35 protein-coding genes and 1 tRNA gene are annotated in these 25683 nt (G+C 59.7%); 7 read left to right on the forward strand and 29 right to left on the reverse strand.

From position 1 onward, the window contains the following. Positions 1 to 142: 142 nt before the first annotated feature. Positions 143 to 781, reverse strand: a complete 639-nt coding sequence (locus BI343_RS12005) for an NAD(P)-dependent oxidoreductase (RefSeq protein WP_071109851.1) — start codon at positions 779 to 781, stop codon at positions 143 to 145. A 133-nt stretch (positions 782 to 914) separates the two neighbouring features. Between BI343_RS12005 and BI343_RS12010 the strand changes: the two genes are divergently transcribed. Beyond that, positions 915 to 1832 carry a LysR family transcriptional regulator gene (locus tag BI343_RS12010; protein WP_071109852.1) on the forward strand — a complete coding sequence of 306 codons (918 nt, stop codon included), beginning with the start codon at positions 915 to 917 and terminating at the stop codon, positions 1830 to 1832. Here the strand turns inward: BI343_RS12010 and BI343_RS12015 are convergent. After that, on the reverse strand, positions 1793 to 2740 hold the full coding sequence (locus tag BI343_RS12015; RefSeq protein ID WP_244886634.1) for a LysR family transcriptional regulator: 948 nt from the start codon (positions 2738 to 2740) through the stop codon (positions 1793 to 1795). The two genes, BI343_RS12010 and BI343_RS12015, sit on opposite strands and share 40 nt — an antisense overlap. A 224-nt stretch (positions 2741 to 2964) precedes the next feature. Beyond that, positions 2965 to 3876, reverse strand: a complete 912-nt coding sequence (locus BI343_RS12020; protein WP_083340927.1) for a helix-turn-helix transcriptional regulator — start codon at positions 3874 to 3876, stop codon at positions 2965 to 2967. 207 nt (positions 3877 to 4083) lie between these two features. Between BI343_RS12020 and BI343_RS12025 the strand changes: the two genes are divergently transcribed. Both BI343_RS12025 and BI343_RS12030 read left to right on the forward strand, forming a co-directional pair. Next, the gene (locus BI343_RS12025) at positions 4084 to 4233 is read left to right on the forward strand and encodes a hypothetical protein (RefSeq protein ID WP_169829006.1); all 150 of its coding nucleotides are present in this window, start codon (positions 4084 to 4086) and stop codon (positions 4231 to 4233) included. 66 nt (positions 4234 to 4299) lie between these two features. Next, on the forward strand, positions 4300 to 5478 hold the full coding sequence (locus tag BI343_RS12030; protein ID WP_071109855.1) for an MFS transporter: 1179 nt from the start codon (positions 4300 to 4302) through the stop codon (positions 5476 to 5478). A gap of 82 nt (positions 5479 to 5560) precedes the next feature. On the opposite strand, the gene BI343_RS19695 is transcribed toward BI343_RS12030, so the two are convergent. The 13 genes from BI343_RS19695 to BI343_RS12090 form a co-directional block, all read right to left on the reverse strand. Then, positions 5561 to 5683 carry a helix-turn-helix domain-containing protein gene (locus tag BI343_RS19695; RefSeq protein WP_139165715.1) on the reverse strand — a complete coding sequence of 41 codons (123 nt, stop codon included), beginning with the start codon at positions 5681 to 5683 and terminating at the stop codon, positions 5561 to 5563. Positions 5684 to 6102: 419 nt separating this feature from the next. Next, positions 6103 to 6429 carry a RebB family R body protein gene (locus BI343_RS12035; RefSeq protein WP_071109856.1) on the reverse strand — a complete coding sequence of 109 codons (327 nt, stop codon included), beginning with the start codon at positions 6427 to 6429 and terminating at the stop codon, positions 6103 to 6105. Positions 6430 to 6458: 29 nt separating this feature from the next. Beyond that, positions 6459 to 6782, reverse strand: coding sequence for a RebB family R body protein (locus BI343_RS12040; RefSeq protein WP_071109857.1), 324 nt, complete (start codon positions 6780 to 6782; stop codon positions 6459 to 6461). Positions 6783 to 6805: 23 nt separating this feature from the next. Beyond that, the gene (locus BI343_RS12045) at positions 6806 to 7129 is read right to left on the reverse strand and encodes a RebB family R body protein (protein ID WP_071109858.1); all 324 of its coding nucleotides are present in this window, start codon (positions 7127 to 7129) and stop codon (positions 6806 to 6808) included. Between the two features lie 31 nt (positions 7130 to 7160). Beyond that, positions 7161 to 7487, reverse strand: a complete 327-nt coding sequence (locus tag BI343_RS12050; RefSeq protein ID WP_071109859.1) for a RebB family R body protein — start codon at positions 7485 to 7487, stop codon at positions 7161 to 7163. A 332-nt stretch (positions 7488 to 7819) separates the two neighbouring features. Beyond that, positions 7820 to 8143 (reverse strand): RebB family R body protein, encoded by a 324-nt coding sequence (locus BI343_RS12055; protein ID WP_071109860.1) that lies wholly within the window; start codon positions 8141 to 8143, stop codon positions 7820 to 7822. A gap of 73 nt (positions 8144 to 8216) precedes the next feature. After that, positions 8217 to 8933: a hypothetical protein gene (locus BI343_RS12060; protein ID WP_071109861.1), complete on the reverse strand. Its 717-nt coding sequence runs from the start codon at positions 8931 to 8933 to the stop codon at positions 8217 to 8219. Beyond that, entirely contained in the window at positions 8926 to 9126 is a 201-nt protein-coding gene (locus tag BI343_RS12065; RefSeq protein ID WP_071109862.1) for a hypothetical protein, read from the reverse strand. The genes BI343_RS12060 and BI343_RS12065 overlap by 8 nt, the downstream gene beginning before the upstream one ends. 95 nt (positions 9127 to 9221) lie before the next feature. Beyond that, positions 9222 to 9662 carry a lysozyme gene (locus tag BI343_RS12070; protein ID WP_071109863.1) on the reverse strand — a complete coding sequence of 147 codons (441 nt, stop codon included), beginning with the start codon at positions 9660 to 9662 and terminating at the stop codon, positions 9222 to 9224. 10 nt (positions 9663 to 9672) lie between these two features. After that, on the reverse strand, positions 9673 to 10164 hold the full coding sequence (locus BI343_RS12075; RefSeq protein ID WP_071109864.1) for a hypothetical protein: 492 nt from the start codon (positions 10162 to 10164) through the stop codon (positions 9673 to 9675). Then, positions 10142 to 11260 (reverse strand): extracellular catalytic domain type 2 short-chain-length polyhydroxyalkanoate depolymerase, encoded by a 1119-nt coding sequence (locus tag BI343_RS12080; RefSeq protein WP_083340928.1) that lies wholly within the window; start codon positions 11258 to 11260, stop codon positions 10142 to 10144. The genes BI343_RS12075 and BI343_RS12080 overlap by 23 nt, the downstream gene beginning before the upstream one ends. A 22-nt stretch (positions 11261 to 11282) precedes the next feature. Next, on the reverse strand, positions 11283 to 11675 hold the full coding sequence (locus tag BI343_RS12085; RefSeq protein ID WP_071109866.1) for a hypothetical protein: 393 nt from the start codon (positions 11673 to 11675) through the stop codon (positions 11283 to 11285). Between the two features lie 185 nt (positions 11676 to 11860). Continuing rightward, a complete protein-coding gene (locus BI343_RS12090; protein WP_071109867.1) occupies positions 11861 to 12658 on the reverse strand; it encodes a bestrophin-like domain in 798 nt (265 codons plus the stop codon). A gap of 145 nt (positions 12659 to 12803) precedes the next feature. Between BI343_RS12090 and BI343_RS12095 the strand changes: the two genes are divergently transcribed. Beyond that, a complete protein-coding gene (locus BI343_RS12095; RefSeq protein WP_071109868.1) occupies positions 12804 to 13322 on the forward strand; it encodes an REP-associated tyrosine transposase in 519 nt (172 codons plus the stop codon). A 158-nt stretch (positions 13323 to 13480) separates the two neighbouring features. Here BI343_RS12095 and BI343_RS19700 read toward each other — a convergent pair whose 3' ends face one another. The 8 genes from BI343_RS19700 to BI343_RS12135 form a co-directional block, all read right to left on the reverse strand. After that, positions 13481 to 14881 (reverse strand): hypothetical protein, encoded by a 1401-nt coding sequence (locus BI343_RS19700; RefSeq protein WP_139165716.1) that lies wholly within the window; start codon positions 14879 to 14881, stop codon positions 13481 to 13483. Positions 14882 to 15193: 312 nt separating this feature from the next. Beyond that, positions 15194 to 15994 (reverse strand): hypothetical protein, encoded by an 801-nt coding sequence (locus BI343_RS20190; RefSeq protein WP_211269422.1) that lies wholly within the window; start codon positions 15992 to 15994, stop codon positions 15194 to 15196. Between the two features lie 27 nt (positions 15995 to 16021). Beyond that, positions 16022 to 16258 (reverse strand): RebB family R body protein, encoded by a 237-nt coding sequence (locus tag BI343_RS12105; protein ID WP_071109869.1) that lies wholly within the window; start codon positions 16256 to 16258, stop codon positions 16022 to 16024. Positions 16259 to 16354: 96 nt separating this feature from the next. Continuing rightward, a complete protein-coding gene (locus tag BI343_RS12110; RefSeq protein ID WP_169829012.1) occupies positions 16355 to 17149 on the reverse strand; it encodes a bestrophin-like domain in 795 nt (264 codons plus the stop codon). A gap of 119 nt (positions 17150 to 17268) precedes the next feature. Then, positions 17269 to 17943: a DUF2589 domain-containing protein gene (locus tag BI343_RS12115; RefSeq protein ID WP_071109871.1), complete on the reverse strand. Its 675-nt coding sequence runs from the start codon at positions 17941 to 17943 to the stop codon at positions 17269 to 17271. A 25-nt stretch (positions 17944 to 17968) separates the two neighbouring features. Continuing rightward, positions 17969 to 18466, reverse strand: coding sequence for a DUF2589 domain-containing protein (locus BI343_RS12120; protein WP_071109872.1), 498 nt, complete (start codon positions 18464 to 18466; stop codon positions 17969 to 17971). Positions 18467 to 18863: 397 nt separating this feature from the next. Further along, positions 18864 to 19472 carry an RNA polymerase sigma factor gene (locus BI343_RS12130; RefSeq protein ID WP_083340930.1) on the reverse strand — a complete coding sequence of 203 codons (609 nt, stop codon included), beginning with the start codon at positions 19470 to 19472 and terminating at the stop codon, positions 18864 to 18866. 113 nt (positions 19473 to 19585) lie between these two features. Further along, positions 19586 to 20350 carry a Crp/Fnr family transcriptional regulator gene (locus BI343_RS12135; protein WP_211269423.1) on the reverse strand — a complete coding sequence of 255 codons (765 nt, stop codon included), beginning with the start codon at positions 20348 to 20350 and terminating at the stop codon, positions 19586 to 19588. A gap of 204 nt (positions 20351 to 20554) precedes the next feature. On the opposite strand from BI343_RS12135, the gene BI343_RS12140 reads away from it, so the two are divergent. Together BI343_RS12140 and BI343_RS12145 are read left to right on the forward strand one after the other, a co-directional pair. Further along, a tRNA-Tyr gene (locus tag BI343_RS12140) sits at positions 20555 to 20639 on the forward strand. Positions 20640 to 20732: 93 nt separating this feature from the next. Continuing rightward, positions 20733 to 21752: a nucleoid-associated protein gene (locus BI343_RS12145; protein WP_244886635.1), complete on the forward strand. Its 1020-nt coding sequence runs from the start codon at positions 20733 to 20735 to the stop codon at positions 21750 to 21752. A gap of 175 nt (positions 21753 to 21927) precedes the next feature. Here BI343_RS12145 and BI343_RS12150 read toward each other — a convergent pair whose 3' ends face one another. The 3 genes from BI343_RS12150 to BI343_RS12160 all read right to left on the reverse strand — a co-directional run bounded on the left by BI343_RS12150 (position 21928) and on the right by BI343_RS12160 (position 23530). Then, positions 21928 to 22389 carry a hypothetical protein gene (locus tag BI343_RS12150; RefSeq protein ID WP_071109874.1) on the reverse strand — a complete coding sequence of 154 codons (462 nt, stop codon included), beginning with the start codon at positions 22387 to 22389 and terminating at the stop codon, positions 21928 to 21930. Next, positions 22386 to 23138 (reverse strand): hypothetical protein, encoded by a 753-nt coding sequence (locus BI343_RS19705; RefSeq protein ID WP_139165717.1) that lies wholly within the window; start codon positions 23136 to 23138, stop codon positions 22386 to 22388. The genes BI343_RS12150 and BI343_RS19705 overlap by 4 nt, the downstream gene beginning before the upstream one ends. Positions 23139 to 23284: 146 nt before the next feature. Beyond that, on the reverse strand, positions 23285 to 23530 hold the full coding sequence (locus BI343_RS12160; RefSeq protein WP_071109876.1) for a DUF6868 family protein: 246 nt from the start codon (positions 23528 to 23530) through the stop codon (positions 23285 to 23287). A gap of 76 nt (positions 23531 to 23606) precedes the next feature. Between BI343_RS12160 and BI343_RS12165 the strand changes: the two genes are divergently transcribed. After that, the gene (locus BI343_RS12165) at positions 23607 to 24032 is read left to right on the forward strand and encodes a DUF805 domain-containing protein (RefSeq protein WP_211269424.1); all 426 of its coding nucleotides are present in this window, start codon (positions 23607 to 23609) and stop codon (positions 24030 to 24032) included. 65 nt (positions 24033 to 24097) lie between these two features. Here the strand turns inward: BI343_RS12165 and BI343_RS12170 are convergent, their stop codons facing one another. Then, the gene (locus BI343_RS12170) at positions 24098 to 24997 is read right to left on the reverse strand and encodes a 4-deoxy-4-formamido-L-arabinose-phosphoundecaprenol deformylase (protein WP_071110022.1); all 900 of its coding nucleotides are present in this window, start codon (positions 24995 to 24997) and stop codon (positions 24098 to 24100) included. A gap of 66 nt (positions 24998 to 25063) precedes the next feature. Next, complete coding sequence (locus tag BI343_RS12175) at positions 25064 to 25582, reverse strand: GrpB family protein (RefSeq protein WP_071109878.1); 519 nt, start codon at positions 25580 to 25582, stop codon at positions 25064 to 25066. Positions 25583 to 25683: the final 101 nt, after the last annotated feature.

The following is a 25683-nucleotide window of genomic DNA, read 5'->3' on the forward strand; positions in this document are numbered from 1 at the left end:
GTCGCGCGCCTCAAACAAACGCCAGCTTAAGACCTTGCCCTCAACTTTTCGAATGGCGCGACCTGAAGGGGGAGTGGGGTGCCGTATAAATATACAGCCTTCGACGAGCGGTCCTGCGATCCAGCGACGTGGCGCAAGTCGCTTAGTAACCCACAGTGAAGCGGCTGCGCGGATGCGCGCCCTTCTCCAGCTCATCGATCATCGCCACGGCGTAGTCTTCGACCGAGATGCGGCTGTTGCCTTCGGCGTCGACCAGCAACTGGTCCTTGCCCAGGCGGAACTGGCCGGTGCGCTGGCCCGGCTCCAGCATCGCCGACGGGCTCAGCAGCGTCCAGTTCAGCTCGGTTTCGGCGCGCAGCAGGTTCAGCGCTTCGCGCGCGCCCAGCGCCGAGGCCTTCCATTGTTCCGGAAATTCCGGGGTATCCACCAGCTGTACGCCGGGCGCCACTTCCAGGCTGCCGGCTCCGCCTACCATCAACAGGCGCGGGGCCTGGGCCGCCTTGGCGGCGGCGATGATGGCGCGCACGCCCATGACGTAGTAGTCGAATTGCTCGGCCTGGGCGTGGCCGCTGAAGGCGCTGATCACGGCATCAAAGCCTTTCAGCTGCTCGGCCAGCGCCGCGCTGTCCTGTACATCGGTTTTCACGGCGGAGAGGTTGGCTTGCGCTTCGATGCGTTCCGGGCGGGAAACCAGCGCGCTGACGTGGTGGCCGCGGGACAGGGCTTCTTTCAACAGGGCGGAACCGACATAGCCGCTGGCGCCGATCAGTGCGATTTTCATGGTGAGACTCCTGGTTTGATATTGGATTGGGGCGCCGCGACGCAGCGCTGATGGACGTCATCATGCGCTTTTCGATTGATTCGATAAACGGCTGAAACCATAATTGATTGTTATTGAAAATTTGACAGTTGATATGGCGAGAGGCGTAGAGAACAATCTGGAAGGGCTGCAGATCTTCGTGGCGGTGGCGGAAGCCGGCGGCTTCACCGCCGCCGCGGAACGGCTGGGCATGACCAAGGCGAATGTCAGCCTGCAGGTGGGCCGGCTGGAGTCGCAGCTGGGCGCGACGCTGTTCACCCGCACCACCCGGCGGGTGAAGCTGACCGAAGCCGGCCAGGCCTTGTATCTTGACGCCCAGCCGGCGCTGGCGGCCTTGCGCGACGCATTGCTGCAGGCCGGCCACGGCGCGGCCGAGCTGTCCGGCGTGTTGCGGCTGACTGCCCCGGTCAGCCATATGGCGGAATCGGTGGCGCCGGCCGCCACCCAGTTCCTCCGCCAGCATCCCAAGCTGCAGCTGGAGCTGCACGCCAGCGACCATATGGTGGATCTGGTGGCTGCCGGGATGGACTTGGCGATCCGGCTGGGCACTTTGCGCGATTCCTCGCTGCGGGCGCTGAAACTGGGGGAGTTCGCCCAATTGCCGGTTGCCTCGCCGGCTTATTTGAAAGCGCGCGGCGCGCCGGCCAGGCCGGAGGAACTGGCCGATCACGACTGGGTGGCGTTGACGCTGTTGAAAACGCCATTGAGCTGGTTGTTCAGCGGACCGGCAGGCGAGGAGGCGACAGTCAGGACGCGGGCGCGCATCAAGGTGGACTCCGCGGCCTCGCTGCGCACGCTGCTGCTGGCCGGGGCTGGCGTGTCGGTGCTGGATTCGTTCAGCGTGCAGGACGACATCCGCCAGGGGCGGCTGGTCCATCTGCTGCCTCAGTGGACGCTGCCCAAGGGCGGCGTCTACGCGGTGTTTCCGCCGGGCCGCCACGCGCCAGCGGCGGCGCGCGCCTTCGTCGAGTTCTACCGCGTATTGCTGGCGCGGCCGTCGCTGTCCGGCTGAACCCGGTTATCCGGCAGCGCGGCGGCCACCCGCGGCAGCACGAAGTCGATGAAGGTCTGGTACTTGCGCGACAGCGGCGTGCGGAACGGATGCACCAGATAGATGGGCCAGTAGTCGCAGTGCCAGTCCGGCAAGACCCGCACCAGCTCGCCGCTTTGCAGATGGCGCGCTACCGCGTAGTCGGCCAACAGCGTAATGCCGTGGCCAGTCAGCGCCAGATCGGCGCGCAGCGGGTAGTCGTTCAGATAAAGTTGGGCGCCCACCGGCTGGCGCAGCAACTGCTCGCCCTTTTTCAGCAACAGGCCATCGCGTTGTTCCGATTCCATCACCAGCAAGCGATGCGCGGCCAGGTCCGATGGCTGGCGGATGGCTGGGTGGCGCGCCAGATAGGCCGGCGACGCGTACAGGTTTTCGCTGGCGTAGCCTGCCAGCCGCGCCACCAGGCTTTCGTCATGCACGGTGTGCGAGCGCGCCGAGCGCAGGCAGAAGTCCAGCACATCGGCCACCGGGTCTTGCAGGCGGTTGTTGACCTGCAGCGATAGCTGCAATTCCGGATACAGGGCCGCCATCTCGCTCAATGCCGGTCCCAGCACGTATTGGGCCAGCGACGAAGTGGTGCTGATGGTCAGCGGCCCGGCCAGATCGCTCTGGGTCTGGTCCACCGCCATCCGCGCCTGCGCCATGGTTTCCCGCAGCCGCGCCGCGTGCGGCCGCAGCCGCTCTCCGGCCTCGGTCAGCGCCACCTTGCGCGTGCTGCGCAGCACCAGCACCGCGCCCAATTCACGCTCCAAATCCTTGACGCGCGAGCTGACCAGGCTCTTGTGGCAGTCCAGCAAATTGGCCGCGGCGGTGAAGCTGCCGGCGCGCGCCAAAGCATCGAAAGCCAGCAGGTTGTCGGGCGAGGGCATGGTTTTCATATCAGAACAATGAATCCGTTTTGCGGATTGATTCCGGAACAATCGGGCGATTATCCTAGCACGCATCTTTCGCTTGGCATGCCCGCTAAAAAGGCTTCGTTCTTTATCTGCTCTGTTTTATCCCCGCTTGTTTTGCTGCCAACGCGCCGGATGCGAATGCTGCCGCCTCAAAGACGAATAGGCGGCTTGGCTGCATGGGGGGCCGAGTTGAATGCTCAGCGACGCGCCGCTGACGCTTCCGGGGCGGTGACGGTCTTGGCGGGCATGGTGTCTCGCATAGTTTCCATCTGTTGAAGCAACCAATGAGCGAGCTTATGGTTGTCGTCATCGTTTTCTAAAGCCGCGTAATACACCATCCGCAGATGGAGGTTTTCGTCAATCGTCAGCTTGGTGGTTTCGAATGCCACCGGGCCGAGTCCGTGAAGATTTAGTCGCCTCCACCCAAGGTCCGGGCCATGGATATCCTGCTCTTGCCACCAGTTCCGAAAGTCCGGAGAGACTTCTTCTAGCTCCTTGATCAAAGAGTAAATATTAGGCTCCTGCCTCGCTTTTACGAAATCCCTGCGGAAGTGCGAGAGCACTTGCTGGGCCTGTTGTTCCCAAGGATCGAACAATGCTTTCGTGGGGCCATCGGCAAACAGCATCCATAGCAGATTGCGGCGTTCCGGAGCATGCCTGGAGAAGCGGAACACGCTATCGGCCGCCCTGTTCCACGCCAGCACGTCCCAATGCAGGTTGATGACGTAGGCTGGGCATAAGGTCAAGTTCGCCATCAGCCTGTGGACCACTGGCGGAACCAGGCATCCAGTTTTTCCAGACTCGGCCGGGGGACGTTGCTGGGTGAGTAAATACAGGTAGCGTCGCTCTGCATCGTCCAGTAGGAGTACGCGCGCCAGATTGTCTAGAAACGTGGCGGATACGCTGATCTCGCGGCCTTGTTCCAGCCACGTGTACCACGTGAGGCCCACGCCGGCCAGGGCCGCCACTTCCTCGCGGCGCAGGCCCGGCGTGCGGCGACGTTCCCCTGTCGACAGCCCGACATCTTTGGGATTCACGCGCTCGCGACGGCTACGCAAGAAATCTGCCAATTCCTTGCGAGTTCGTTCCATATTGCGAACGATTTTCATCGTATTTCTCAATGTAATAGCATAAGAAGATACATTGTAATGATTGAATGGCATTAATAAAATTTTTTTGCATATTGCCGGGATGGGTAAAGTGACCCGCGCGGCAGATGCTGAATCGCAGTTGCCATGTCACTGGAAAAGGATAAATGGGCATGTATCGACGCTTAATTAAAGGTGGCGGCCATCCTGGACTATCCCTTCGCACCGGTGCGACCACTGCTCGACCAGCAGCGCGCCTCGCAGACTTTGGCCAAGCCGATTGGAGAGCTGTCGCCTATGTACGACCGCATGGGCATGGAACTCGCCATCGGCCTGAACACCTGGCTAGCCGATTATCAGGTCGAACTCGTCCTCTAAATCTGCGCCATGAGCGCTTACTGCCGCGAGCGCGCTCATGGCCTTTTCTTTCTTTTGGAGTCTCGTATGCCTCGTTCCACGCAATCTCCAGTCTATCTCGTCGCCCTCGGAGCCTTTGCTCTGGGCATGGCGTCCTACGTCACGGCTGGTTTGATTCCAATGATCGAAACCGCCTTCGCTGTACCCGTCGCCCTCGCGGCACAACTGGTCACGGCCTTCACCCTGGCTTATGGGCTGGGCTCACCACTGTTCGTCGCGCTTTTGCCGGCCGAACGACAGCGCGGCGGACTGCTGGTCGCGCTGGGACTCTTCGTGTTGGCCAACGCGGGCAGCGCCTTGGCGACTGATTTCTCGGTGCTGTTGGCTTTCCGAGCCGTCGCGGGAGTCGGTGCCGGGGTCTACCTGGCCATGGGCATTTCCGCGTCGGCGGCGTTGTCGCCGTCAGAACAGCGTGGCAAGGCGATCGCCACGATTATGGGCGGCATGGCCAGCGGCACCGTGCTGGGCGTCCCACTGAGTCTGTTGCTGGCGGAACGGTTCGGGTGGGCTTCCGCATTGTGGCTGGTGACTGCGCTGGGCGCGATCGCCTTGATCGGGTTGATGCTGCGCTTGCCGGCCTTGCCAGCAGCAACCGCCACGCCACTAAAGGCCAAGCTGGCTTTGCTGGCAGATGGCCGTGTGATGGTGATCCTGCTGGTGTCATTGCTGGCCGCGATCGCCAGCTTGGGCATGTACACCTTTATTGCTCCGCTGCTGGCCGCCACTAGCCAGGGCCTGGCTCGCTCGGTGGCGCCTTACCTATGGGTGTGGGGCCTTGGTGGCGTGCTCGGCAGCTTCCTGATCGGCCCACTGGTGGACCGGATTCAGGGGCCGCTGCTAACACTGTGGATTATGCTGATCCTGGCTGTGGCTCTGTTCCTGCTGCCCACTGCCGCCATGCTTGGCGCCTGGCTAGTTATGTTGCCCATCGCGGCCTGGGGCGCAGTGGGTTGGGCGCTACAGGTGCCGCAGAACAATGAGTTGATTAAAGCGCGCGAACTACAGGGGGATGGCAACTTGGCAGTCGCGCTGAATGAGTCGGCGCTGTACTTGGGAAGTGCCATCGGCGCAGCCCTGGGCGGCGTGTTGCTGCTCCAGGAGTGGCCGGCAGAGGCGTTGGGGCACTGCGCAGGGGCGGTTGCCGTGCTCGGCGTGCTGGCGCAGTGCTTAAATCTGCGTAGAGGTTTAGCGGCCGCCGTTCGATAGGGACTGTCCGTATCGATGTGTTGGCCTTAGTCAGCGCCAGTTGGTGTGTGCTGCGTAGCACCCGCACCGCGTCCTGCTCGCGTTACAGCGCCTTGGCGCGGGCGCTCACCAGGCTCTTGTGGCAGTCCAGCAGATCGGCCGCGGGGGTGAAACTGCCGGCGCGCGCCAAAGCATCGAAAGCCAGCAGGTTGTCGGGCGCGGGCATTGTTTTCATATCAGGACAATTGGTCCGGGATTGCGCGTTTATCCGGCATATTGTAGCGACTATTCTGGCATGCATCGTCAACCTGACATGAAAGGCGAGGCGCCAGATGCGCTACCTCTACCGCTTGTACCCGTGGCTGTTTCAACGCGAAATCGCCCAGCGTTGCCGTTTCAGCCGGCGACGGCACTGGGAGATGGAGGCGCGGCGGGTCATTTTTTGATTGAGCCTCACGGGATTGGTTGCGGCCTTGGTGTGGTAGGCCAAGGCGGTTGGACCATCTGGGCATGTGGCTGGTCTCATGTATAGAAGGCGGTTCTGATACCGGCGGTGTGGATGGATTGAGGGGGAGTTTTGAAGTAGCGCTAACAAAAAAGACGCCCCGTTTCCGGGGCAGAACAAATGAGGAGAACGGGGGAGGCTCAGCGGTTCTGGAAACTTTGCAGCACGGTCAGCAGGCTGGTCAGATTATCCGCTACGCCGCCTTGCGACACTTTTTCGGTGCCGGCGGCGGCGGCCATGGTGTTCATGCTGTAGATCTGCATCACGCCCATATTGGCGGCGGCTTGCGCCAGCGTGTTTTGCTGCTGTTGGGCCGACACGGCGTTCTCGAACAAGATGCCGGTCGAATGCGCCATGGTCTGGTACATGGAGCCCATGGCCATGGCCGGCGCCTCGCCCAGCACTTTGACGTTGGATTGGGTGACGGCGTCGGTGATCTGATTATTGACTGCGGTCGGGAATGCCATTGCGTATCTCCTGGTTTAGGTTATGAAAATCAGCGGTTCTGGAAGGCTTGCAGCACGGTCATCAGGCTGGACAGATTGTCCGGGATGCCTGCTTGGGACACTTTCTCAGTGCCAGCGGCGTCGGCCATGGTGTCGACGCTGTAAATCTGCATTACGCCCATATTGGTGGCGGCCTGACCCAACGTGTTCTGTTGTTGTCGGGCGGACACCGCGTTTTCGAACAGGATGCCGGTGGAGTGGGACGCGGTTTGGAAAAGTGAACCCATGGCCATGGCCGGGCCTTCCGCCAACACCTTGACGTTGGTCTGGGTCACGGCGTCGGTGATCTGGTCATTCACGGTGGTGTACGCCATGTCTTAAATCTCCTTGTGTACGCTTAACGGCGGAACGATTGCAGCACGGTCATCAGGCTGGACAGGTTGTCCGGAATGCCGGCCTGAGACACTTTTTCCGTGCTGGCGGCGTCGGCCATGGTGTCCACGCTGTAGATCTGCATCACGCCGGTATTGGCGGCGGCCTGGCTCAGCGTGTTTTGCTGTTGCTGGGCCGAGACCGAGTTTTCGAACAGGATGCCGGTGGAGTGGGACGCGGTCTGGAACAGCGAGCCCATCGCCATGGCCGGGGATTCGCCCAGCACTTTGACGTTGCTCTGGGTGACGGCGTCGGTGATCTGGCTATTGACGGAGGTGTTGTAAGCCATGATTTAGCTCCGGTTGTGGATTAGGGACCGATCAGCGGTTTTGGAAGCTCTGCAGTACGGTCATTAGGCTGGACAGGTTGTCCGCAATGCCGGCCTGGCTGACTTTTTCGGTGCCGGCGGCGTCGGCCATGGTGTCCATGCTGTAGATCTGCATCACGCCCATATTGGCGGCGGCTTGCGCCAGGGTGTTCTGCTGCTGCTGCGAGGACACCGCGTTCTCGAACAGGATGCCGGTGGAGTGGGACGCGGTCTGGTACAGCGAGCCCATGGCCATGGCCGGGGATTCGCCCAATACTTTGACGTTGCTCTGGGTGACGGCGTCGGTGATCTGGTCGTTGACGGAAGTGGGGAAGGACATGCGTTTCTCCTTGCTGGAAATGAAAATGGGCGGATTGGGCAGCCGGTAAGGGCTGGGTCGGGTTCGCCGATTTGCCGGCGCCGGCTGCCTGCCCGAGCCTAGCCCCGCCGCCACGCGAGCAGCGGGCGGAACCGGTGGCTGAGGTTGAGCGGCCGGTTGTCTCGGCGGCGGCGCGAAGACCGGGGGCCGTGGCGCGGCAAACTGCGGCCTGACGACGGCCGCCGGGAAGCGATTGGCGGCGGGGCGTCTGGCAGGCCGCTTTCTGCGCCGGCTGAACCACGAGCGTATCCATCTGCTGAATGACATGGCTCAGCTCCGTGGCCGGGCGCGGCTTAGCGACGGAAGGACTGCAGCACGGTCAGCAGGCTGGTCAGGTTGTCGGCAATGCCGCCTTGACTGACTTTCTCGGTGCCGGCGGCGGCGGCCATGGTGTTCATGCTGTAGATCTGCATCAGGCCCATATTGGCCGCGGCCTGGCTCAGCGTGTTTTGTTGCTGCTGCGAGGACACGGCGTTCTGGAACAGAATGCCGGTGGAGTGGGCCATGGTTTGATAGATGGAACCCATGGCCATGGCCGGGGATTCGCCCAGCACCTTGACATTGGACTGGGTGACGGCGTCGGTGATTTGGTCATTGACGGAAGTCGGGAAAGACATGCGCAGCTCCTTGTTTTAGATGAGAGAAATAAGACACCGGGTGGAGGGGGCGGCTGGCCGTCCTCCCCAGGTGTTACTGCATGGACGGCGGCGCGGGCGGGATGTGAACGTCCGCAGTGGGCGCATTTGCGGCGGGGGCGGGCGAGGCATCGGCCATGTTTTGCGTTGCGGATATGGCTGGAGTGCTGGTCGGAGCCATTTGCGCATTGGGCGCGGCGGGCATCTCCAGCGCTGTCGGCTGCGGGGCAGGGGCTGGAGGAACCGCAGGCGCAGCGGAATTTGGCACCGCATCCTTGATCTGCAATTTCATCACCACCTCCTGCAACTGCGCGGACAGTGGGCCGAAATACTGCTGGAAGCATTGTTCCACTTCCTGCCGCGCTAGGTTGGACAGATGCTCGGCGATCTGGCTGAGCGCCAGCTGGCTCCCCGGCTGCAGGGCGTTCATTGCTGGCTGTAGCGACGATGGGCGCAGCTCGGCCAGGCTTTGCGTGCCTTCCAGTAGCTTGAGGATGGCCTGCTCTTCCGCCTCCTGCACTTGCAGCGCCTGGCTGGAGCTGGCCTGGATAGAGGACAACAGATCGCGCATATTGGCGTTGGCGTGATGATGGCCATTCGAGATGGCATGCTGGGTCTGTTGCCGGGCTTGCTGGATGGGTGCTTGGGCTGAGGGATTTTGCGTCTTCTGCTGAAACGCCATCAGCGTTTGCGCCTCTTGCGGCAGCAAAGAACGGCCCAGGTATTGTTCCGCTACCTGGCGCAAAGCGGGGTTGAGCGGCGCGTCAGCCATGGCTGGCATCCTGGGCTTGGCTCACCAGCGGGGCCAAGGCGCTGCGCATGGCCAAGAGCGCGTGCAAGACCGACAGGCAGCGGCTGTCGTCATGGCCAGCGGTGGCGTTCATCAAATCATTGGCCCAGGCGCCCAGATGGTTGCCCAGCAATTGCGAAACCTGCTCGTGCAGATGGTTCAGTTCGTCTTGCATGGCGTTTCTCCGTAAGAAAAGAATGAGAAAACAGCCCGCGCGGCTACGCCGGCGGGCTGTTGCAAGAACGGGTGAACGCTGCGTTTGTGAAGGCGTCAGTTGGCGACCGGAGTCTGGAACAAGGCTTGCTCGGCAAGGCGCCGCTTTTGCAGGCCCGGCAGCACGTTGCCGCCGGCCTTGTCCCACAACGGGAACTGTCCGGCAGCGCCCTGATAGTCACCCTGATTCAATAGCTTGAGCAGGGTGGAGCTTTGCAAATTGCCTAGCCCCAGGTTGTAGCTGAAGCTGACCAGGGCCGAGAACTGGTTGGCGTTGAGCAGCACCGTGACCAAAGCGCTGACTCCTTGTTCAAAGCGGGCCAAATCGCCCTGCAATAGCTGTTCGGCTTGGTCAGCGCTAATGGTAAGCCCAGCTGCCACATCCGGCCCGGTGTGGCCATAGCCTATGGTCCAAACCCCCACTTGATCCTGGTAGGCGCTCAGCCTTAAGCCTTCAGATTGCTTGATCAAATTAATGCCCGCGGTATTGGTTTGCATGCTTATCCTTTCAGGACTGGAGTAAATCGGCCTCGGTTGGGGCTTGGGTCAGCCATTGCCGCAGACTTTGGGCCAAGGCGGGGCCAAGTCCATTCAGAGTCTGCTGCAGCGACTCCATGCGCTCGTCCCATAACTGGCGGCCTTCCTGCTGCGCGGCGTTGAGCGCCAGCAGGGTGTCGCCGTCGCCGCGGGCCTCTTGCAGCGCCTGATGCAGCTTGTAGCCCTGTCCGCGCCAGGCGGCGGCCCATTGCAGCTGCCACAGCAGGCATTGCCGGGCGTATTCGGTCCAGGTGTCGTCGCACTGGCGGCCCAGCTCCAGCCAGGACGCCGCGCCGGCGCGCTGTTGCCAGGCCTCCCGCCATTGCTGTAAGGCCTGTTGCTGCCATTCGCTCAGTTTCTCGCCTCCGTTCAGCCCAGCCAGCAGCCAGGCTTTCCATTGTCCTTCTTCCGGCAGACCGGCGAAAACGAGCCGGCTCCAGTCATCGGGGGTGTTCGCGCTCATGGCGGTCTCCTTTGAGGCGTGGGCTGTTCAAGCGGTCCACCATCGCGCGGATCGCGGACATCTGTGGCGCGTTCTTGGCGTAGTAGTCCGGATTAGCTGGATCTTTGCTGCTGTAGCCCCAGAAATCCCAGCAGCCTTGCGGGTTGTGCATGGGGTTGCTGCGGATTTGCGGATATAGCACCACGATGCGGTTGCTGTCGGCCAGCTCGTTGTAGCCGGTGGAGGTGTAAAAGCGGTTGCCCATGCCCATGCCCATGCCCATGCCTATGCTTTTGTCGTTGCCGTTGTCTTGCTGGGTACAGCCATGGAACACCACGTGCGCGCGGCAGCTTTCCTTGCGGCAGGCGGCTGGGATATAGATATGGCCGATATCGGACAGCCCGGTATAGCCCTTCTTGGAGAACTCCGTCTGATCGAAGTCTCGCAACTCGCCGGACAGCTTGGCGACGGGCGGTTTCAATTGTCCGTACAGCTGGCGCAGGATGTCCTGCGACTGGAAAAAGCCGCAGTTGTTGAGATTGGGCGCGGCATTGGCCGGACAGGCCAAATCATCCTCATTGGCGGTGAGCAGCGCGTGGCCGGCGTTGACGTTGTCCACGTAGCGGATCTGGGCGTCCGGCACCCCGGCGTTTTGATAGAAGGCGCGGGTCTGCGCCACCACCTTGGACAGCACAATGCTGTCCGACGCGCCGGTGAAGATGTACAGCCGCTGGCGCTGGATATTGGCCACCGGGTCGATCAGGCCTTGGCCGGCGAACTTCTGCGCCGCCTGCCAGGCCGCCGCGCCGGAGGGGACCGGACCAAGCGGGCGCATGCATAGGGTGGTGGCGGTGGTCAGGAAACGCTCCGCACCATTCAGGCTGCCCAAACCGGCGCAATAGAACGGCCCGCCGGCCACGATGCCGGCGCCGGACACCGCGGCCGAGTTGGCCACGCTGAACTGCGCCGCCATGAAGGCGCCGGACGACAAGCCGGACACGGTGTTCTGTTTGGCGTCGGTTCCCAGGGCCGGCAGCGGCGCGGCGGCATGGGCCAGGCTGCCTGCGGCCAGCCACAGCGCGGCCAGCAAAGCGGATTTGAGGAAGGTGAGGCGCATGGTGGTTCTCCTTATGTGAGTTTCACTGGTTCAGTTTTTGCAGCTCATTGATGCTGGACCAGCCAACAAAGATCAGTCCCAATTCCGTGGCGCCGAACGAGTAAGGCAGCCCTACCAGAATGCCCATCGCCAGCCCCTTAGCCAGCGCCATGCCGGCATCGTCCATCTGCGTCAGCGCGGCGCTGGCTGTGGTGAGCAGCAGCAACAGCAGCCCGGCCAGCAGGAAGAAGCGGATCTTGTCCGGCAAGGCCATGGCTTTGGCCATGTCCAGCAGCATCACGTCCCATAACTTGTCCGCGGCCGGCGCCACGATGGCGGCCAGCAAATGCACCGGGCTCTTGCCCAGCTCCGGAATGCTGCCGCGCAAGATGCCCGCGGGCTGGGCGGCGCGGTTGTCCTGATCGGCGTTGTCCATGGCGTAGCGTCTCTATTCATGAAAGGCACGGCGCAAGCGGCGGCCTGGCCGCGCCGTGGGTGTTGATGGGACGGCGAGAGGGCTTTGTCGTGAACGGTGTCGGAGGGGCGTTGCCCGGTAGCGCGGGTTGGCCGCAGGCCATACCCGCGAATGGATAGGTCGCGTCTGTAGACAAAAACCAGGTTTCAATACTGCATGGAGTCATTGGCAATGGCTGTCATCGCCTGACTGTAGGCATCGAATTGGGCGGAGATGTCCCCGTCGTAAGGCGTGTCGTAGATCAATATCACCGCCAAGGTGATGGAAATGGAAACCGCGAGCGTGGCGATCATCACAAATTGCAGCGCAGGGCGTGAGAAATGCATCAACCAGGCCAGCAGGATGATCAAGATCTCCCCTATCAGAGAAATCGCCCAGGCCTCCGGAGGCACGGTCATCTCTTGATGGCAAAGCCTGGCATGGCGCGCCGCGTACAGCATCTCCAATTGCTGTGAAGCCTGTTGTTGCGCCGCCACCTGTCTGGGTGTAGCCGGCTGGAAGCCGCGCAATGCGGCGCTCACCTGTGCCAGCTCAGGGGTTCCCACCGGCAGAGTTTGGCCGCTCATTTGTAACGGCGCTTCTTTTACTACGATGGTGTTCAAATAATTCAGCAGCGGCTGTTTGATACGGGCAGCCAGATTCGTGTCGCCATTTTCCGCTACGCGGTAAAGGGCAACGCTGAGACGTGATTCCTGCTCTACCGCTTCCGTGGCGATATCGAAATGGGCAATCGCCCGCATCAGTAAGGCCGCGATGATCAGGCCGTAAAATACCCCAACCACCGCGATGATGATGCCAAGTTCGTCATTTTTGTCATGCTCCAGCCAGGGGCGCAGCGGCCGCAGCAGCAGTCCGCCGCAAATGGTTATCAGTAGTCCCAGTACGCTCCAGGCGGCTATTTGTTTTGCCGATGAGAGTGCGTTGAACGCATCTAGTAGCAGCATGAATGGTCTCCATGGATTGATTGGTATGAGATGTACGGTCAGTGCGATGAGGATGTGATTGGGGTGCGCAAGCACCGGCGAGTAGATTGGTTTGACGAATCCATGCCTTAGGCATGCGAAAGTAGGCTTTTGTATAGACCTGCTGATGGCCCGCTTTCGGCGAGAGCGCCTGGCCGGCGGCTGCTATTTCTTCACCGTGGTGACCGAGCGCCGGCAGCGCATCCTGCTGGAGCCCGATGTACGCGCTGCCTTGCGCGAGGCCATCCTGGCGGTGCGGCGCGAGCGGCCATTCGCCATCGATGGCTGGGTGTTATTGCCGGACCATTTGCACGCGATATGGACCCTGCCGGAAGGCGATGCCGATTACGCCATGCGTTGGCGCGAGATTAAGCGGCGAGTCACCCGCGCGGTGGGGCAACGGTATTTTCGGGCCGAATGGCAGAGCGCCCGCCGCGCCGCCAAAGGATGCGGCACCTTGTGGCAACACAGGTATTGGGAGCACCGCATCCGCGACGAAGCCGATTTCGCCGCGCATTTGGATTACGCGCATTTCAACCCGGTCAAGCACGGCCTCGCCGCGAGCGCGGCGGCATGGCCGTATTCGACGTTTCACCGTTACGTCCAGGCAGGACGATATCCCGCCGATTGGGGCGGCAAACCGTAGCGCGGGTTGGCCAAAGGCCATACCCGCGGAATGCGGCGGAGAAGTGGTGCGTGGCGTTGTGGAAGGGGCAAAGGCGATGAAGGGCGGTGATCGTGTGAATCGCGGGTATGGCCCATTGGGCCAACCCGCGCTACGGCATTGTTTCTATAAGTGGGCTTTTAATAAAAATCGATTGTCCATTGTGTTTCAAACCAATTGAAATCATTGGTGAGGCGTTGGAATTTTATTTTGTCTCTCATTAGGCATTCTGTCATGTGTGATATGGATTTGTTTTTGTTACTTTCGCTTTCGAGTCTTAGTTTTCTGGCTATTCGTACTGCACCGTTAACTGTTCCATCAGAAAGGAAAGTGTTTTTTTCTGGATTTTTGATTTCATTTACTAGGTGATTAATAAGCTTTTCTGTTAGTTTTGACATGTAATTTTCAATATTTGTAATCTTATCTATCTCGTAAATGGCTACTTTATTGTCTTCTCCGTATAGGCGTGCCAATGCATTCGTGCGGTCAGTGGAGTTGTCAGAAAATGGTTTTGTTTTTTTTATTGAATGGCCAAGATATTGTGCTAGCTTATGCCCGCTCCCAATTAAGTAGTAAGAGAGAGAAGTGTCCTCGTTTGAGGAGATAAATATTGGATTGAATGATACATTTCCAATTTTTTTTACATTTATTAGAACTGCTTGTTGGTTTATAAGCATCTTATTCTTTTCGGATAATTTCACTGATTCTTTATTTAGAGACCCCTTTTCTAAAGTTTTACTTTGTAAATCAACTATTGAATATTTTTTATCAATTTCTATTTCGGATGCTGCGTTAAATCCTATAGTTGTTATTCCCTCTTTTTTTATTATTTCCTCAAGCTCACTTATTTGTTCTTTTTTTATTTTATTAATGTTTGTTACATTGTCATCCACTAGCCATGCTGTTTCAATTCCTACTTTTTTTATTATTTCTAGCGCGGCTAATCGACATGCCCCAAACCCAGTTAGCTGAATTCCAGAGTGATTTGCTCCTCCTATTCGAAATCCAATTATTGTTATGTCTTTGAATCTGCTGAGTATTTTTTTGTACTTAACGTACTCGGAGTCATGAACGATTATCCAAAGCTTACGGCCGGTTAAACTTGGGTCGTACCAAATGGTTGATGCAGTTGTTACATGGTCTTGATTGGGGTCATGTTTTTTAACTAATTCGCCATCAAGTAGTTTTTCAGCAATCCAAATGGCGCGATTGCTGGAAACTACCAATATGGGTGATTTGTCATCTTCTATTTTTAGTATTTTTTCAAATTGATATTGTATTCTTTTTTTCTCGCCTGTTATGGACTCGAGTTCTGTGACTCTGTTTTTTATTAACTCGTCAATTGTGAGTGCCTCGTTTCCGTCTGTTATATTACTTTTATGTATAGGGCTATATTTATCAGTTATTAAATTTGATGCTGGATTGTAAGTGCTATTTATGTTTATTGGGATACTGGTTTTTGGCCAAAGTTCTATATTTAAATTGTCATCATATGACGTGATGTTGTTTGCCTCATTGTTTGTTTTTTTCTCTTCCAACATGATAGTCCTTTCGTTTTGTTGTGGGTGGCTACTTGAGGTGTCTATTGAAAGTCTTATTTTTCGCCTGAGTTTTAATTCTTAATTCAGAGGAGGTCCATGTGCTTAGGTTAAGTTGTGGGGTGGTTTTGCATTTTGTATTGGTGCATCCTATTGCATGCAAATCTTGAATTTTTACTAATTAGTAGGTTTCAAGGTGCACTTCTGTTGTAAAGCAGTTTGGCCAAGAAATATTAAGTGATCCTTGAATGATTTTTTGGCGTGTAAACTGTTTTGCACAGATGGGTCTTTGTGTAATTCAAAGTGTTGAATATGCTATGTGCTCTTGGAGGTAACTAATTTCTGATATTTTTCTAAACTCTGATCTATCTTGTCCAAGGCAAAATGCGCCGCCTCGCCTTCCATTGCCCCTGCCGCCGCCGCCACCGCGGCGGCGGTGCCGACCAATAGATCGGTGATCAAAATCCCTAGCGCGTCCTCGATGCCGCCTTTGACGTCCTCGGCGGCGAATTTCTCGGTCATGTTTTTCAGCAGCACGCTCTTGCTGGCCAGGGCCAATTTGCTGGCGCCGTCGAAGTAATTGGCGCCGGCCTGGGCCACCAGGCCGCCGGCCTGGGTGATCATCATGTTGGGCGCGACGGCGATTTGGTTGCCGGCGTAGGCGGCGGTTTCGCTATTGGAAAGCTGCACCGCCTGCACGATCTGGCTGTTCAGCGCGTCGCTGCCGCCGCCGCCGGTCGGCGCGGTGCTGAGTTTTTCCGTGAGGCCGCGCAGCGGGCTGGCGGAGGGCGGCGGGGCGGCGGGCTGGGGCGGCGCGGCCGGGGCGGCGGCGGGCGCAGGCTGGCTGTTGGCAGCCGATGCCGACGCCGAGGGGGAGGGCGGCGCGTTGTCCGTTGGCGTTGGCGTTGGCGTTGGGGGCGAGGCGGCTGGCGCGCTATTGGGCGCGGGGGCGGCGCTCTCTGCGGCAGGGGGGGCGGCGGGATTGGTGGCTGCGGCAGGCGCGTTTGCGTCCGCCGGTGGCACGGCGTCGCCGCTGGGGCTGGGCGCGGCTTGCGCCGCCGATGAGGGGGCGGCTCCGCCGCCCAGCTTGTTCTTGATAAAGTCTGTCAGGCCCATGCTTCCATCCTCCCTGGCTTAATGGCGTCAGCTCTTGTCGCCGACGGACAGGATCATGGACACCGCTTTGGAAATCACCGCGCTGTTGATCTGGTTCAGCGCCTGCTGGCTGTGCACCGAGTTTTGCAGCGCCAGGCCGGCGGAGTGGCTGGCCACTTGGTATAGCGAGGCCATGGCCTGGGCCGGGGCTTCGGCCACGACCTTGACGTTGGTCTGGGTGACGGCGTCGGTGATTTGTCCGTTGACTGCGGTGTTGTCTGCCATGATTGCTCCTGGTGTCGGGGTCGAAGAGGGATGCGCGCTTCATGCGCTTGCCATAGGGACGCCGCCGCCTGGCGCATGTGAAAAGTTTTTCCAAGGTTACAAATCCAGGCTGCCCGCGCGGATGGCGCGCAGCGCTTTTTCGTAGGGTTCCGGCGAAACGCTGATGTCGCCGTAGAAAGGCGTGTCGTAGATCAGGATGATGGCCAGCACGATGGAGATGGAGACGGCCATGGCGCAGGTGAGGAAGAAGTGCACGCCCTTGCTGGGCACATGCATCAGCCAGGCGAAGAACACCAGCAGCACCTCGCCTATCAGGCTGACGGTCCAGATTTCCCAGGGAATGGTCATGGCCTGGTTGAACAGCCGGGTGTGGCGGCTGGCGTAAAGTTCGTTGAGTTTGTTTTGGGCCAGGGTCAGATATTCCGCTTCGCGGTGAGTGGCGGGATGGACCGTGGCGAGGATTTTGCTCAGATGGCCTAGCTGCGATGAGGAAACCGGCACTTCTTCGCCTTTTTGCTGGCGCGGCCATTCATGCCGGATCACATTTTCCAGATAGCTTTGCAGGCCGGTTTTGACTTTATGGCTGGCTTCTGGCAGCCCTTGGGCGCTGAGGCGGTACAGCGTGCTGGAGAGGCTGGCTTCGCGTTCCGCGATTTCCATGGAGGCGTCGAAATGGGCGATGGCTCGGACGAGCAGGGCGGCGATGATCAGGCCATAGAAGATGCCGACTACGGCGATGATGACGCCGACTTCGTCGCTCTGCTTCTCCGTGATGTGTTCTGGCGCGAAACGGCGCATGACAAAATGGGTGGCAATGGCGATGGCGCAGCCGGATATGGCCCAGGCGGCGATTTGCAGCGCAGAGGGCATCGATATGAAGTGCAGCAACATAAAGTTCATCCTTGAGGTCTCCGTGGCGGGTGGGCGGGCGGCCAGGGGCGATGTCCGAAGGGGAAAAGCGCTATATGGGAGCTTGCCGCCTGGCCGATGGTGGGCGGCGTTGCCGCGCGTCATGCCGGCGAGGATTTGGCTGCAAGAGGCGGCGAAGGCTGCGAGGACGGCGGAGATTCGAGCGGCCTGGTCTCCAGAGTTTTGCTGAAGGCTTGCAGCAGCAGCTTGACGCCTTCTGGCATGGCTTGTTGCTCGGCTTTGATTTCCACATGGTAGTGGGCGCTGTTGCTCTGGTTGCTGTCTTGCTTGTCTTGTCGAGTCTGGCTGGACGCGCGCGCGACCGTTCCCTTCAGCTCCACGCCAAACACGCCCCAGCCGGCGCGCGCGTCCCAAGTAGCATCGCCTTCCTGCTTGCTGGCGTTCTGGTCGTTGGTTTCGCGTTCGAAGCTGGACTTCACTTCCATGTCGAAGGCAATGTCCACCGATTGGATGGCAAGCGCCGGCAATTGCAGCAGTGTCATCACCGGGAGGTTGAGCGTCAGGGCCGATGAGGCGGGGCCGTTGCTGGCCGATAGCTCGATGGCGGCGGTCAGCGGCCGGTAGCCGGTCAGTTTGCCCTGGGCGTCAGTGACGCGGCTGAAGCCGGTTTCCAGCAAGGTTTGGGTTTGCGCCAGCGCCAATCCGTGTTGTGCCTGGACAGCGGCCTGCAGCGGCCCGCCTATCAGCGCCTTCATCGGCAGGCCGGAAAAGTGCTGGGCCATGCTCAGCAGTTTTTCATCGTTTGTGTCAGGCATGTTTTCTCCTTTGACGGTGCGAGGTTTAAGTGGGCAACTGGGCGTTAAGCAGTTTTTCGTAGGCGGCGACCAGCTGCCGATAACCGGCTGGCGGCTCTTGCGCCTGAATGACGATTTTCAGCTCGGCGGTTTGTTCGTCTTGCCGGCGCATCGATACCAGCACGTCGGCAGCGTCTTCGTTTGCTTCGCTGTGCGCCTGTTCCGCCAGCGCCAGACTGAGGGTGGTCAGCACTTCCACTTTTTCAATCGCGTAGCTTTTCAGCGGCAGCAGCGCGATCAAGGGCACTTGCACTTCGTGGTGTTCTAGCGTTACCGCGCCGTTGCGGCATACTTCTTTGGGCACATTCATGCCCACCATGCGCGCGGTCCAGGCGCCTTCGGGAAAGCGCAGCTTGGGGTCTTGCTCGCGGTCCGGCACGAAGAACTGGCGCAGTTCCTCAATGTGTTGATGGCTGACGCTGCGCTGCGCTTCAATCACGGCCTTTTTCAAACCGCTGATCAGATTGCTTAGCGTGGTGGTCATTTCCGGCGCTCCGGGCGTAGGGGATAGGGTGATGTAGTCAGGCTGCCCAAGCGGAAAACGCGCCGTTCTTGTTTGGGGGCGGCTTGCGACTTATTGCTTCGGGCATGCCGCAGCAGGCCGGCCAGCGCGATGATCCCTAGGGCCGTCAGGCCCGCATCCGCAGCATGGGGCAACAGCACCGGCTGCAGGGCTGCTGCGGGGGCGATTCGCAACAGCTGGCTTAGTGGGTATGCGCAGCAGAGACAGCACAGTTCAAACCAGGGAAGTGAGCTATGGGAGCGAGGCAATAACAAGGCCAGCGCTCTCTCAAGCAACAGAGCTAGTAGGGTGCACAGCGCGAAGGCGCTGGCAAACGAGGGGGGGTAGAAGTGGGTCATATGGCCTGGGTCCTTGGTTTTCAAAGGGGTTGAACCGACAGTTGATTCGAGGAACGGGCGCCGGCGGGCGGCGTGAAAGCGGTTTCCAACTGCTTGCGCAACGCTTTGCGCAGCAATTCCACCCGCTTGCGCGCCAGCGCTTCGTTGATGCCCAGCTGTGCGGCGATTTGCGGATAGGGCAGGTCTTCCTCGAATTTCAGACGGAACAGTTGTTGCTGTTCCGGCTTGAGGGCGGCGATGGCGCTGTCCATGCGCGCGAGCTGCTGCTTCAGGGAGAGCTGCTGTTCCGGTGTGGGGGCGCTGCCGGCGTGCGCATGCACCGGATCGCTGTCCAGTTCGGTGTCGGGATCGATCACCTTGCCTTCCCGACCCTTGCGGCGGACATGGTCGAGAAAGGCGTGGTTCAGCGCCAGGAACAGAAAGCCCGCCAGGTTTTGCACCTTGTCCGGCGAGTGCTGCAAATACAGGTGGACCTTGAGGGCAGTGTCCGACAGCAGCTCGTCGGCGCGGTGGACATCGCCTTTGCACAAATGGCGCGCGCGGCGTTGCAGCTTGGCGTGGACCTCGCGCCAGACTTGATCGAAACAATGGCCCAGCGGGGGCATGGGAGCGATATTTTGGTTCAGCATTTCGCCATCCGTTCATGACAATGGGGATTGCAGGATGGCGAAATGCAAGAGGCTTATCTGTTACTTATGTGACATGTGAATGCTAATTGAATTTAAAATAGGCATTTGTCTTATCAATTCTGTCTGGCAATTTCTTGCAGTCGGGAGGGGTCGCACACTTGCAGCGCATGGCGGGACAGCTGGATCAGCCCGGCGCGCTGCCATTGTTTCAGCTGCGCGTTGAGCCGCGGCCGGCTGGCATTGAGCATGGCGGCGAGTACGGTCTGATTGACAGTCATGGGCAGGATGGGGCCGCCGGGGCCGGCTCGTCCGCGTTGATCGATTTCCATCAGCAGATGGCGTGCCAGTCGCGCCTCCAGCCGGTACAGGCAGACGGTTTCAACAAAGTTGCTGACGCGCTGCAGCCGCTTGCACAATTGCTCTTGGACGCGAGCCATCAGCAAAGGCTCAGCCTGCAGCGGATGGAAATGCTGGCGGTGCAGCAGCAGCAAGCGGCAGTCGCGGCTGAGCTGGGCGGTGCAGGTGCGCCGCCCTGGGTGCAGCAGCGCGCTTTCCCCCACGATGTCGCCTGGGCCAGAGCTGTCGATGATGACTTCGTGTCCGTCGGGTTCCTGAAGCGTGTGGTAGGCGTTACCCTGCAGTACCACTCCGATGAAGTTCTCCGGATCGCCGCGCAAGAACAGCAGCCGTGTTTGTTTACCGCTGATCAGGGTGGCATGACGTTCGATGTGGCTCAGCACATCCGGGGGGAGGCTTTCGAACAGTGGAAAACTGTCCAGTCGTATTGTCGGGGTTGAGCGGCGTGAAACAGCGGGTGGGGTGTGCATCGTAATTCCGCAAAAGGTATGGCAAGTTGAGTCAGGCAGCTTGGCGGCCATGGGACGCTATCGACAAAGCGGTAGATCAAGGTTGATGGCATTGGCCATGGCTATGGCATGCACAGGGGAAACGGCGTGCGCGGACATCTGTGAATGACATGTTCATTTTGCGGTGCTGCCTGGAGCGTCCCGCTTATCGCCGCGCCTGCCGGATGCCTTGAATGGTTGACAGCCAGATTACAAGCCGATAAGATGCGCCGCTCTGGAGGGATTCCCGAGCGGTCAAAGGGATCAGACTGTAAATCTGACGGCTCTGCCTTCGAAGGTTCGAATCCTTCTCCCTCCACCAGATTCAGCAAAAAGCCAGGCTTCGCGCCTGGCTTTTTTGCGTTTTCAGCGGCGCGGCGGGCATAATCGCCGGCATTGTCTAGCGGAGTGGGAAATGAGCATGATCATTGCGGAATCGAGGGTGGAATCCATGGTGGTGCACCGGGTGGGCAACCCGACGCGCGGCGAGCCCTTGCAACTGTCCGAACGCACCACGCTGGTGGATGAAGCTGTGTCCGGCATGCTGCTGGACGGCTATCTGAAGGGCATCGTGTCCGATCGCAAAAAGCACCAGTTCGTCCACGAGACCGACCTGAATCTGAACGAGGTCTACCATTACAGCCGCCAGTTCTTCCGCGGCGAGGTCGATTTTCTGGAAGTCTCGCAGCGCATCGCCAAGCATTTGTACGGCCGCTCGCAACACCCCAATATCAGCGCCGGCGACTTGCTGGTGATCCAGTTTGCCGGCCTCACCGACGGCGAGCGCGAGTTGCGGGCGCTGGGCGTGTTCAAGTCCGAGATCCGCGACGACTTCCTCACCATCATCGAAGGCGGCGGCGTGTTCGACATCAGCCACGCATCGGGCATCAATCCACGGCTGATCGACAAGGGCGCGCTGATTCTGGAGCACGGCCCCACGGTCTACGCGGTGGACCGCTTGAGCCGCGAGGCCAAGTTCTGGCTGGACGATTTCCTCAAGGCGCTGCGCGTGCCGGACAAGGCGTCCAGCAGCAAGATGCTGGCCAGCGTGGTGGAGCAGCTGTCGGGCGAGATCGAAGATCCGGTCGAGCAGGCGCGCTTCAAGGACGAGCTGCTGACCCTGGTGGAAAGCCAGCCGGAGGAGGTGCAGGCCAAGGCGCTGACCGCCGCCGCCGAGCGCTTTGTGCCGCGCGAGCAGGTGGAGGAGGCGCTGGGCAGCGCGGCGGAATCCTACGGCTTTGAGCTGGACGACGAGGCGCGGCTGCCGGCCAAAGGCGTGGCCAAGCAGCTGGAGAAGACGCTGTCGCGCTACGGCGTGGGCCACGGCATCAGCGTGCTGTTGCCGTCCGGCATCACGCTGAAGAACATCCAGTCGCAAAATGACGGTGAGGGTGGGCTGACGCTGACGCTTTTTCTGAACAAGCGCGATCTTTAAATCCGGCTAGGTTCAAAACAAAACGGCGACGGTCGCAAGGCCGTCGCCGTTTGTGTTTTCTGAATCCCGCTTAGAGCCGCTAACCAAACCTCGTTAGAGAACCTGAGCCAACGCGCCGACGCAGGCAGTACTGAGAGGATGGCAAGGAGGCGCTGTGTAGGATCAGGGATTTTGCTTAGCGCATGGTGAACTCGACCGACCATTCCAGCGTGGCCGGATTGTAATAGGTGATTTCGGCGTTGCAGAAGGCGCCGCCGCTGCCGGTGGCCGTCTTGTTCCATTGCGGCACTTTCGGAATGACGCCGTTATTTAAGAGGCCGCCCGGCTTGGGCGCGTTGACGAAGGTGGTACGGAATTCGCATTGACGGATGCCGTCGGTGTAGCGGACGAAGGCATAGTTGACGTCGGGGCTGAGTGGGCTGCTGACAAGATAGGTGTCGCTGGAGTTGGCCTTGACCAATTTACCGGGCTTGGGTGCGGCATTGGCATAGGTTTCGTTCTCATTTTTGCCGATTGGCTGGTAGCTGACATCCCTTTGGCTTTGATTTTTGAATGTGATGGTAACGGCAGGGCCTGCCAGTATGCTAGTTGAGACGATCGACAGCGCGAGTGCAGTCAGAAGGTGCTTGTGTTTCATATTGGTTTTGCTTGTGGGTTGGAAATAGGGCCTTTGTCTAACTGGCGAATGGGCAACCAGATTGCGTCCTCTCGATCGTGATCCACGATCTCAGGTTCTAGTCTGATTCGATTTTTCAACTGTTCGACGTAATCTGATGGATAACGCGCCTGTTCTAATACCGGCAGGTTCTGATAATGGCGCAATACTTCCTCGAAGAATCCACGCCGGGTGCCAGAGCTTTCATATTCTGCACGGGCGGCTTGCACTGCTTGGCGTCTCCAGGCTTGTTCCAGATCGCTGGCGGCATAGTCTGCGGCGCGCCGCTCATTGACAGTAAAACGTCCGCTGTCGTCATTGACGATGGCGGTTAATTGTTCTCGGCTTAAACCCGAGAAGGGATTGGGTACGTTTTCTTTGCCGCTTTGGCGTGCATGAAGGAAGGCGGTTGCAGATGCTGCCAATTGCAGTCGCGCGGGGTCATCGCTTTGCGGTGTTTGCCTGTCGTATTCGTTTTGGCGAGCGTGGTAAGAGGGGCCGCTGATCTGGTTCATCGCCTGGTCTGCTAGGCTTCTTTGCTCCGAGGGAGGCATGCTGCTTACTCGGGTTTCCATCAATTGGGTGCTGTCTGCCAGCAGTCGTGCAAGCGGCGAAATCTGCGTTTCCACGCTGCCGGGGATCGCGGCGCTTCCCGTGGTGACCGGCTTGGCCGCGTCTGAGCGCGGGCTTGTTGCGACAGGGGAGGACGATGAGCTGATTGCATTGAGCATGGGCTGCCTCCATTTGGCTGATTGGCAAGCTTAAAAGCATAATTAATTAAAAATACATAATCAATGTAAATATTGATAGGGTATGAAAGGCGTATTGACCCAAGCGCGTGGTCTTGACTCGTCGGTGCTTGCGGGGGAGGTGGGCTTTAGCGCGATGCCAGCCACAGCGCCAGCAGCGGCGCTAGGTTGAACACCAGAACCAGGATTTTATAGAGGCCGATGCCGCCGTAGTTCAACAGATCGAAGGCCGGTTCGGACAGCCGGAACCAGCGGCTGTGCATCCTGTACAGCCAGCCGTGGAAGCAATGAAAAACGCCAAACCAGAGGATCAGGATGGCGTAATGAAAGACCAGGTTGAGCAGCAGCAGGCGTTCGATTTGGGCGATGTCCATGGAGAGGCTCCGGGATGGTTCGAGAGCGTAGGATGCTCATTTACATGGCATTATCATGCTTGTAGCATGCAGAGGCATGCTTGAAATAAAGTCCTGCGGCGCGGCATCAGCATGCGTGCCTATCCGCGAACCTGAAAAGCGAATCACGATGCATTGGTATTTCTCAGTTTTGTCCAAGTACGCGGTATTCAGCGGCCGCGCGCGGCGCCAGGAGTATTGGTATTTCGCGCTGACCAATCTGATCATCAGTCTTATGCTGTTGGTCATTCAGCACCGCGTGCTGGGCAGTCAGAACCAGTGGCTGACAAATATTTATTCACTGGCGCTATTGTTGCCGTCATTAGCCGTATCTATGCGCCGTTTGCACGATATCGGCCGCAGCGGCTGGTGGATGTGGATCATGTTCATCCCTGTGGTCGGCGTCCTCATCTTGCTGGTGTTTCACTGCCAGGATAGCCAAGCGGGCGGCAATCAGTACGGTCCCTCGCCAAAAGACGCGTGAGTGGCTAGCCCGATATGCGAAAAACCCGCCAATCGGCGGGTTTTGTCTTGAGGGCGATGCGTGGCTTATGCCTGCAGCGCCAGCGTGCCGCTGCGGCCTGGGATTTCGCCCATGACGACGCGGCCTTTCGGTAGTGCGGCGGCATCCAGGCTGTGGAACAGATCGACGCAGCTGACCAATTGGTAACCCTGGCGCGTCCAGCCGGCGAGCAGGCGGTCGAAGGTGTCCATCAGCCGCATGCCTTCCAGCTCCGCGTGCAGGGTGTAAACGTGGCCGGTTCCCGGCGTGGCTTCAGTCAGCTTCAGCAGATGCTCATGCACGTTGTCGTTGCTGAGGCCGTCCAGTCCGATCAGTTCGTCCAGCGTCGGCAGCGTGGTGGGCAGCTGCGGCACGCCCAGCGGCTGGCCGACGGCGTCCACCGGCTGGAAGGCATGCGTGCCGCGGCCGTCGGACGCGTAGAGCATGTCCAGCTCTTTCTGGTACGCCAGCGCGGCGTCGTTGATCTGCCAGCCGGCCGCGCCGTGGGTGCAGGCATTCTCGCCGAAGATCTCGCGGAAGCGATCGGCGGCTTTTTTCATCTCGGCGCGGGTCCAGGCGGCGTCCTTGCCGGCCACGTAGTCCTGCCACTTGATGTGGTCCCAGCAGTGGATGCCCACTTCGAAGCCCGCGTCGCGCACCCCGCGCAGCAAGGCTGCCTCGCGCTTGCCGATGTCGGGCCCCGGCAGCACGGTGCCGTACAGCAGGGTGCGGATGCCGTAGTGTTCGACGACCGAGGTGCGCGAAACCTTGGACAGGAAGCCGGGACGGAACACGCGCTTGATGGCGCGGCCGGTGTGGTCCGGGCCCAGGCTGAACAAAAAGGTGGCGCCGGCCTGGTGGCGCTTGAGGATGTCCATCAGCCGCGGCACGCCCTCGCGGGTGCCGCGCCAGGTGTCGACGTCTATTTTGAGTGCGAGTTTTTTCATGGTGTCAAAGTAGGGCGGAAGCCCGGCCATGCCGGGCGTTCCGCCAAGCTGTAATTGGCGGCCAGTTTACCGTTTTGCCGCCGTCAGCGCTGCGTTGATGAAGCCACTTTTGGCTTCGGTGTAGCCGGCGCGGTCGTCGCCGTATCTTTCCGCCAGCTCTTGTTTCAACGCGACATAGCTTGCGGATAATTGCGGGTCCGCGCGCAGCGCGTCGCGGAACAGCAGCTTGTCCCGCCAAAAAACCGAGCCCAGAGCCACGGCATGCAGATGGATTTGGCGCGGCGGATGGGCGGGCTGGGTGAAGTAATGCCGGTCCGGCATGGCAGCCGCCATTTGCGGCTGATGGTTGAAATCGATGGCGGACAGCGCCGCGAAATACGGCTCCAGATCGCTCAGCCGCGGCAGGCCCAGCATGATGTCGATGATGGGTTTGGCGCAGAGGCCAGGCACGGCGGTGCTGCCGATGTGCTCAATGACTGCTTGATTTCCCAGCTTGTCCAACGCGGCGCGGATAGTCGCTGCCGCTTGTTCAAAGCGTTGCGGCCAGCCAGGGCGGTAGGGAACGATCTGCAGGGTGTCGGCCATGTCTGGAAGTAGGGCGGAAGCCCCAAAGGGCGTTCCGCCATCAGAGGCTTGCGGGCGCGCGGCGGAACGCCCGGCAGAGCCGGGCTTCCGCCCTACGGCTT

Source organism: Chromobacterium amazonense, from assembly GCF_001855565.1.
Classification (GTDB): domain Bacteria; phylum Pseudomonadota; class Gammaproteobacteria; order Burkholderiales; family Chromobacteriaceae; genus Chromobacterium; species Chromobacterium amazonense.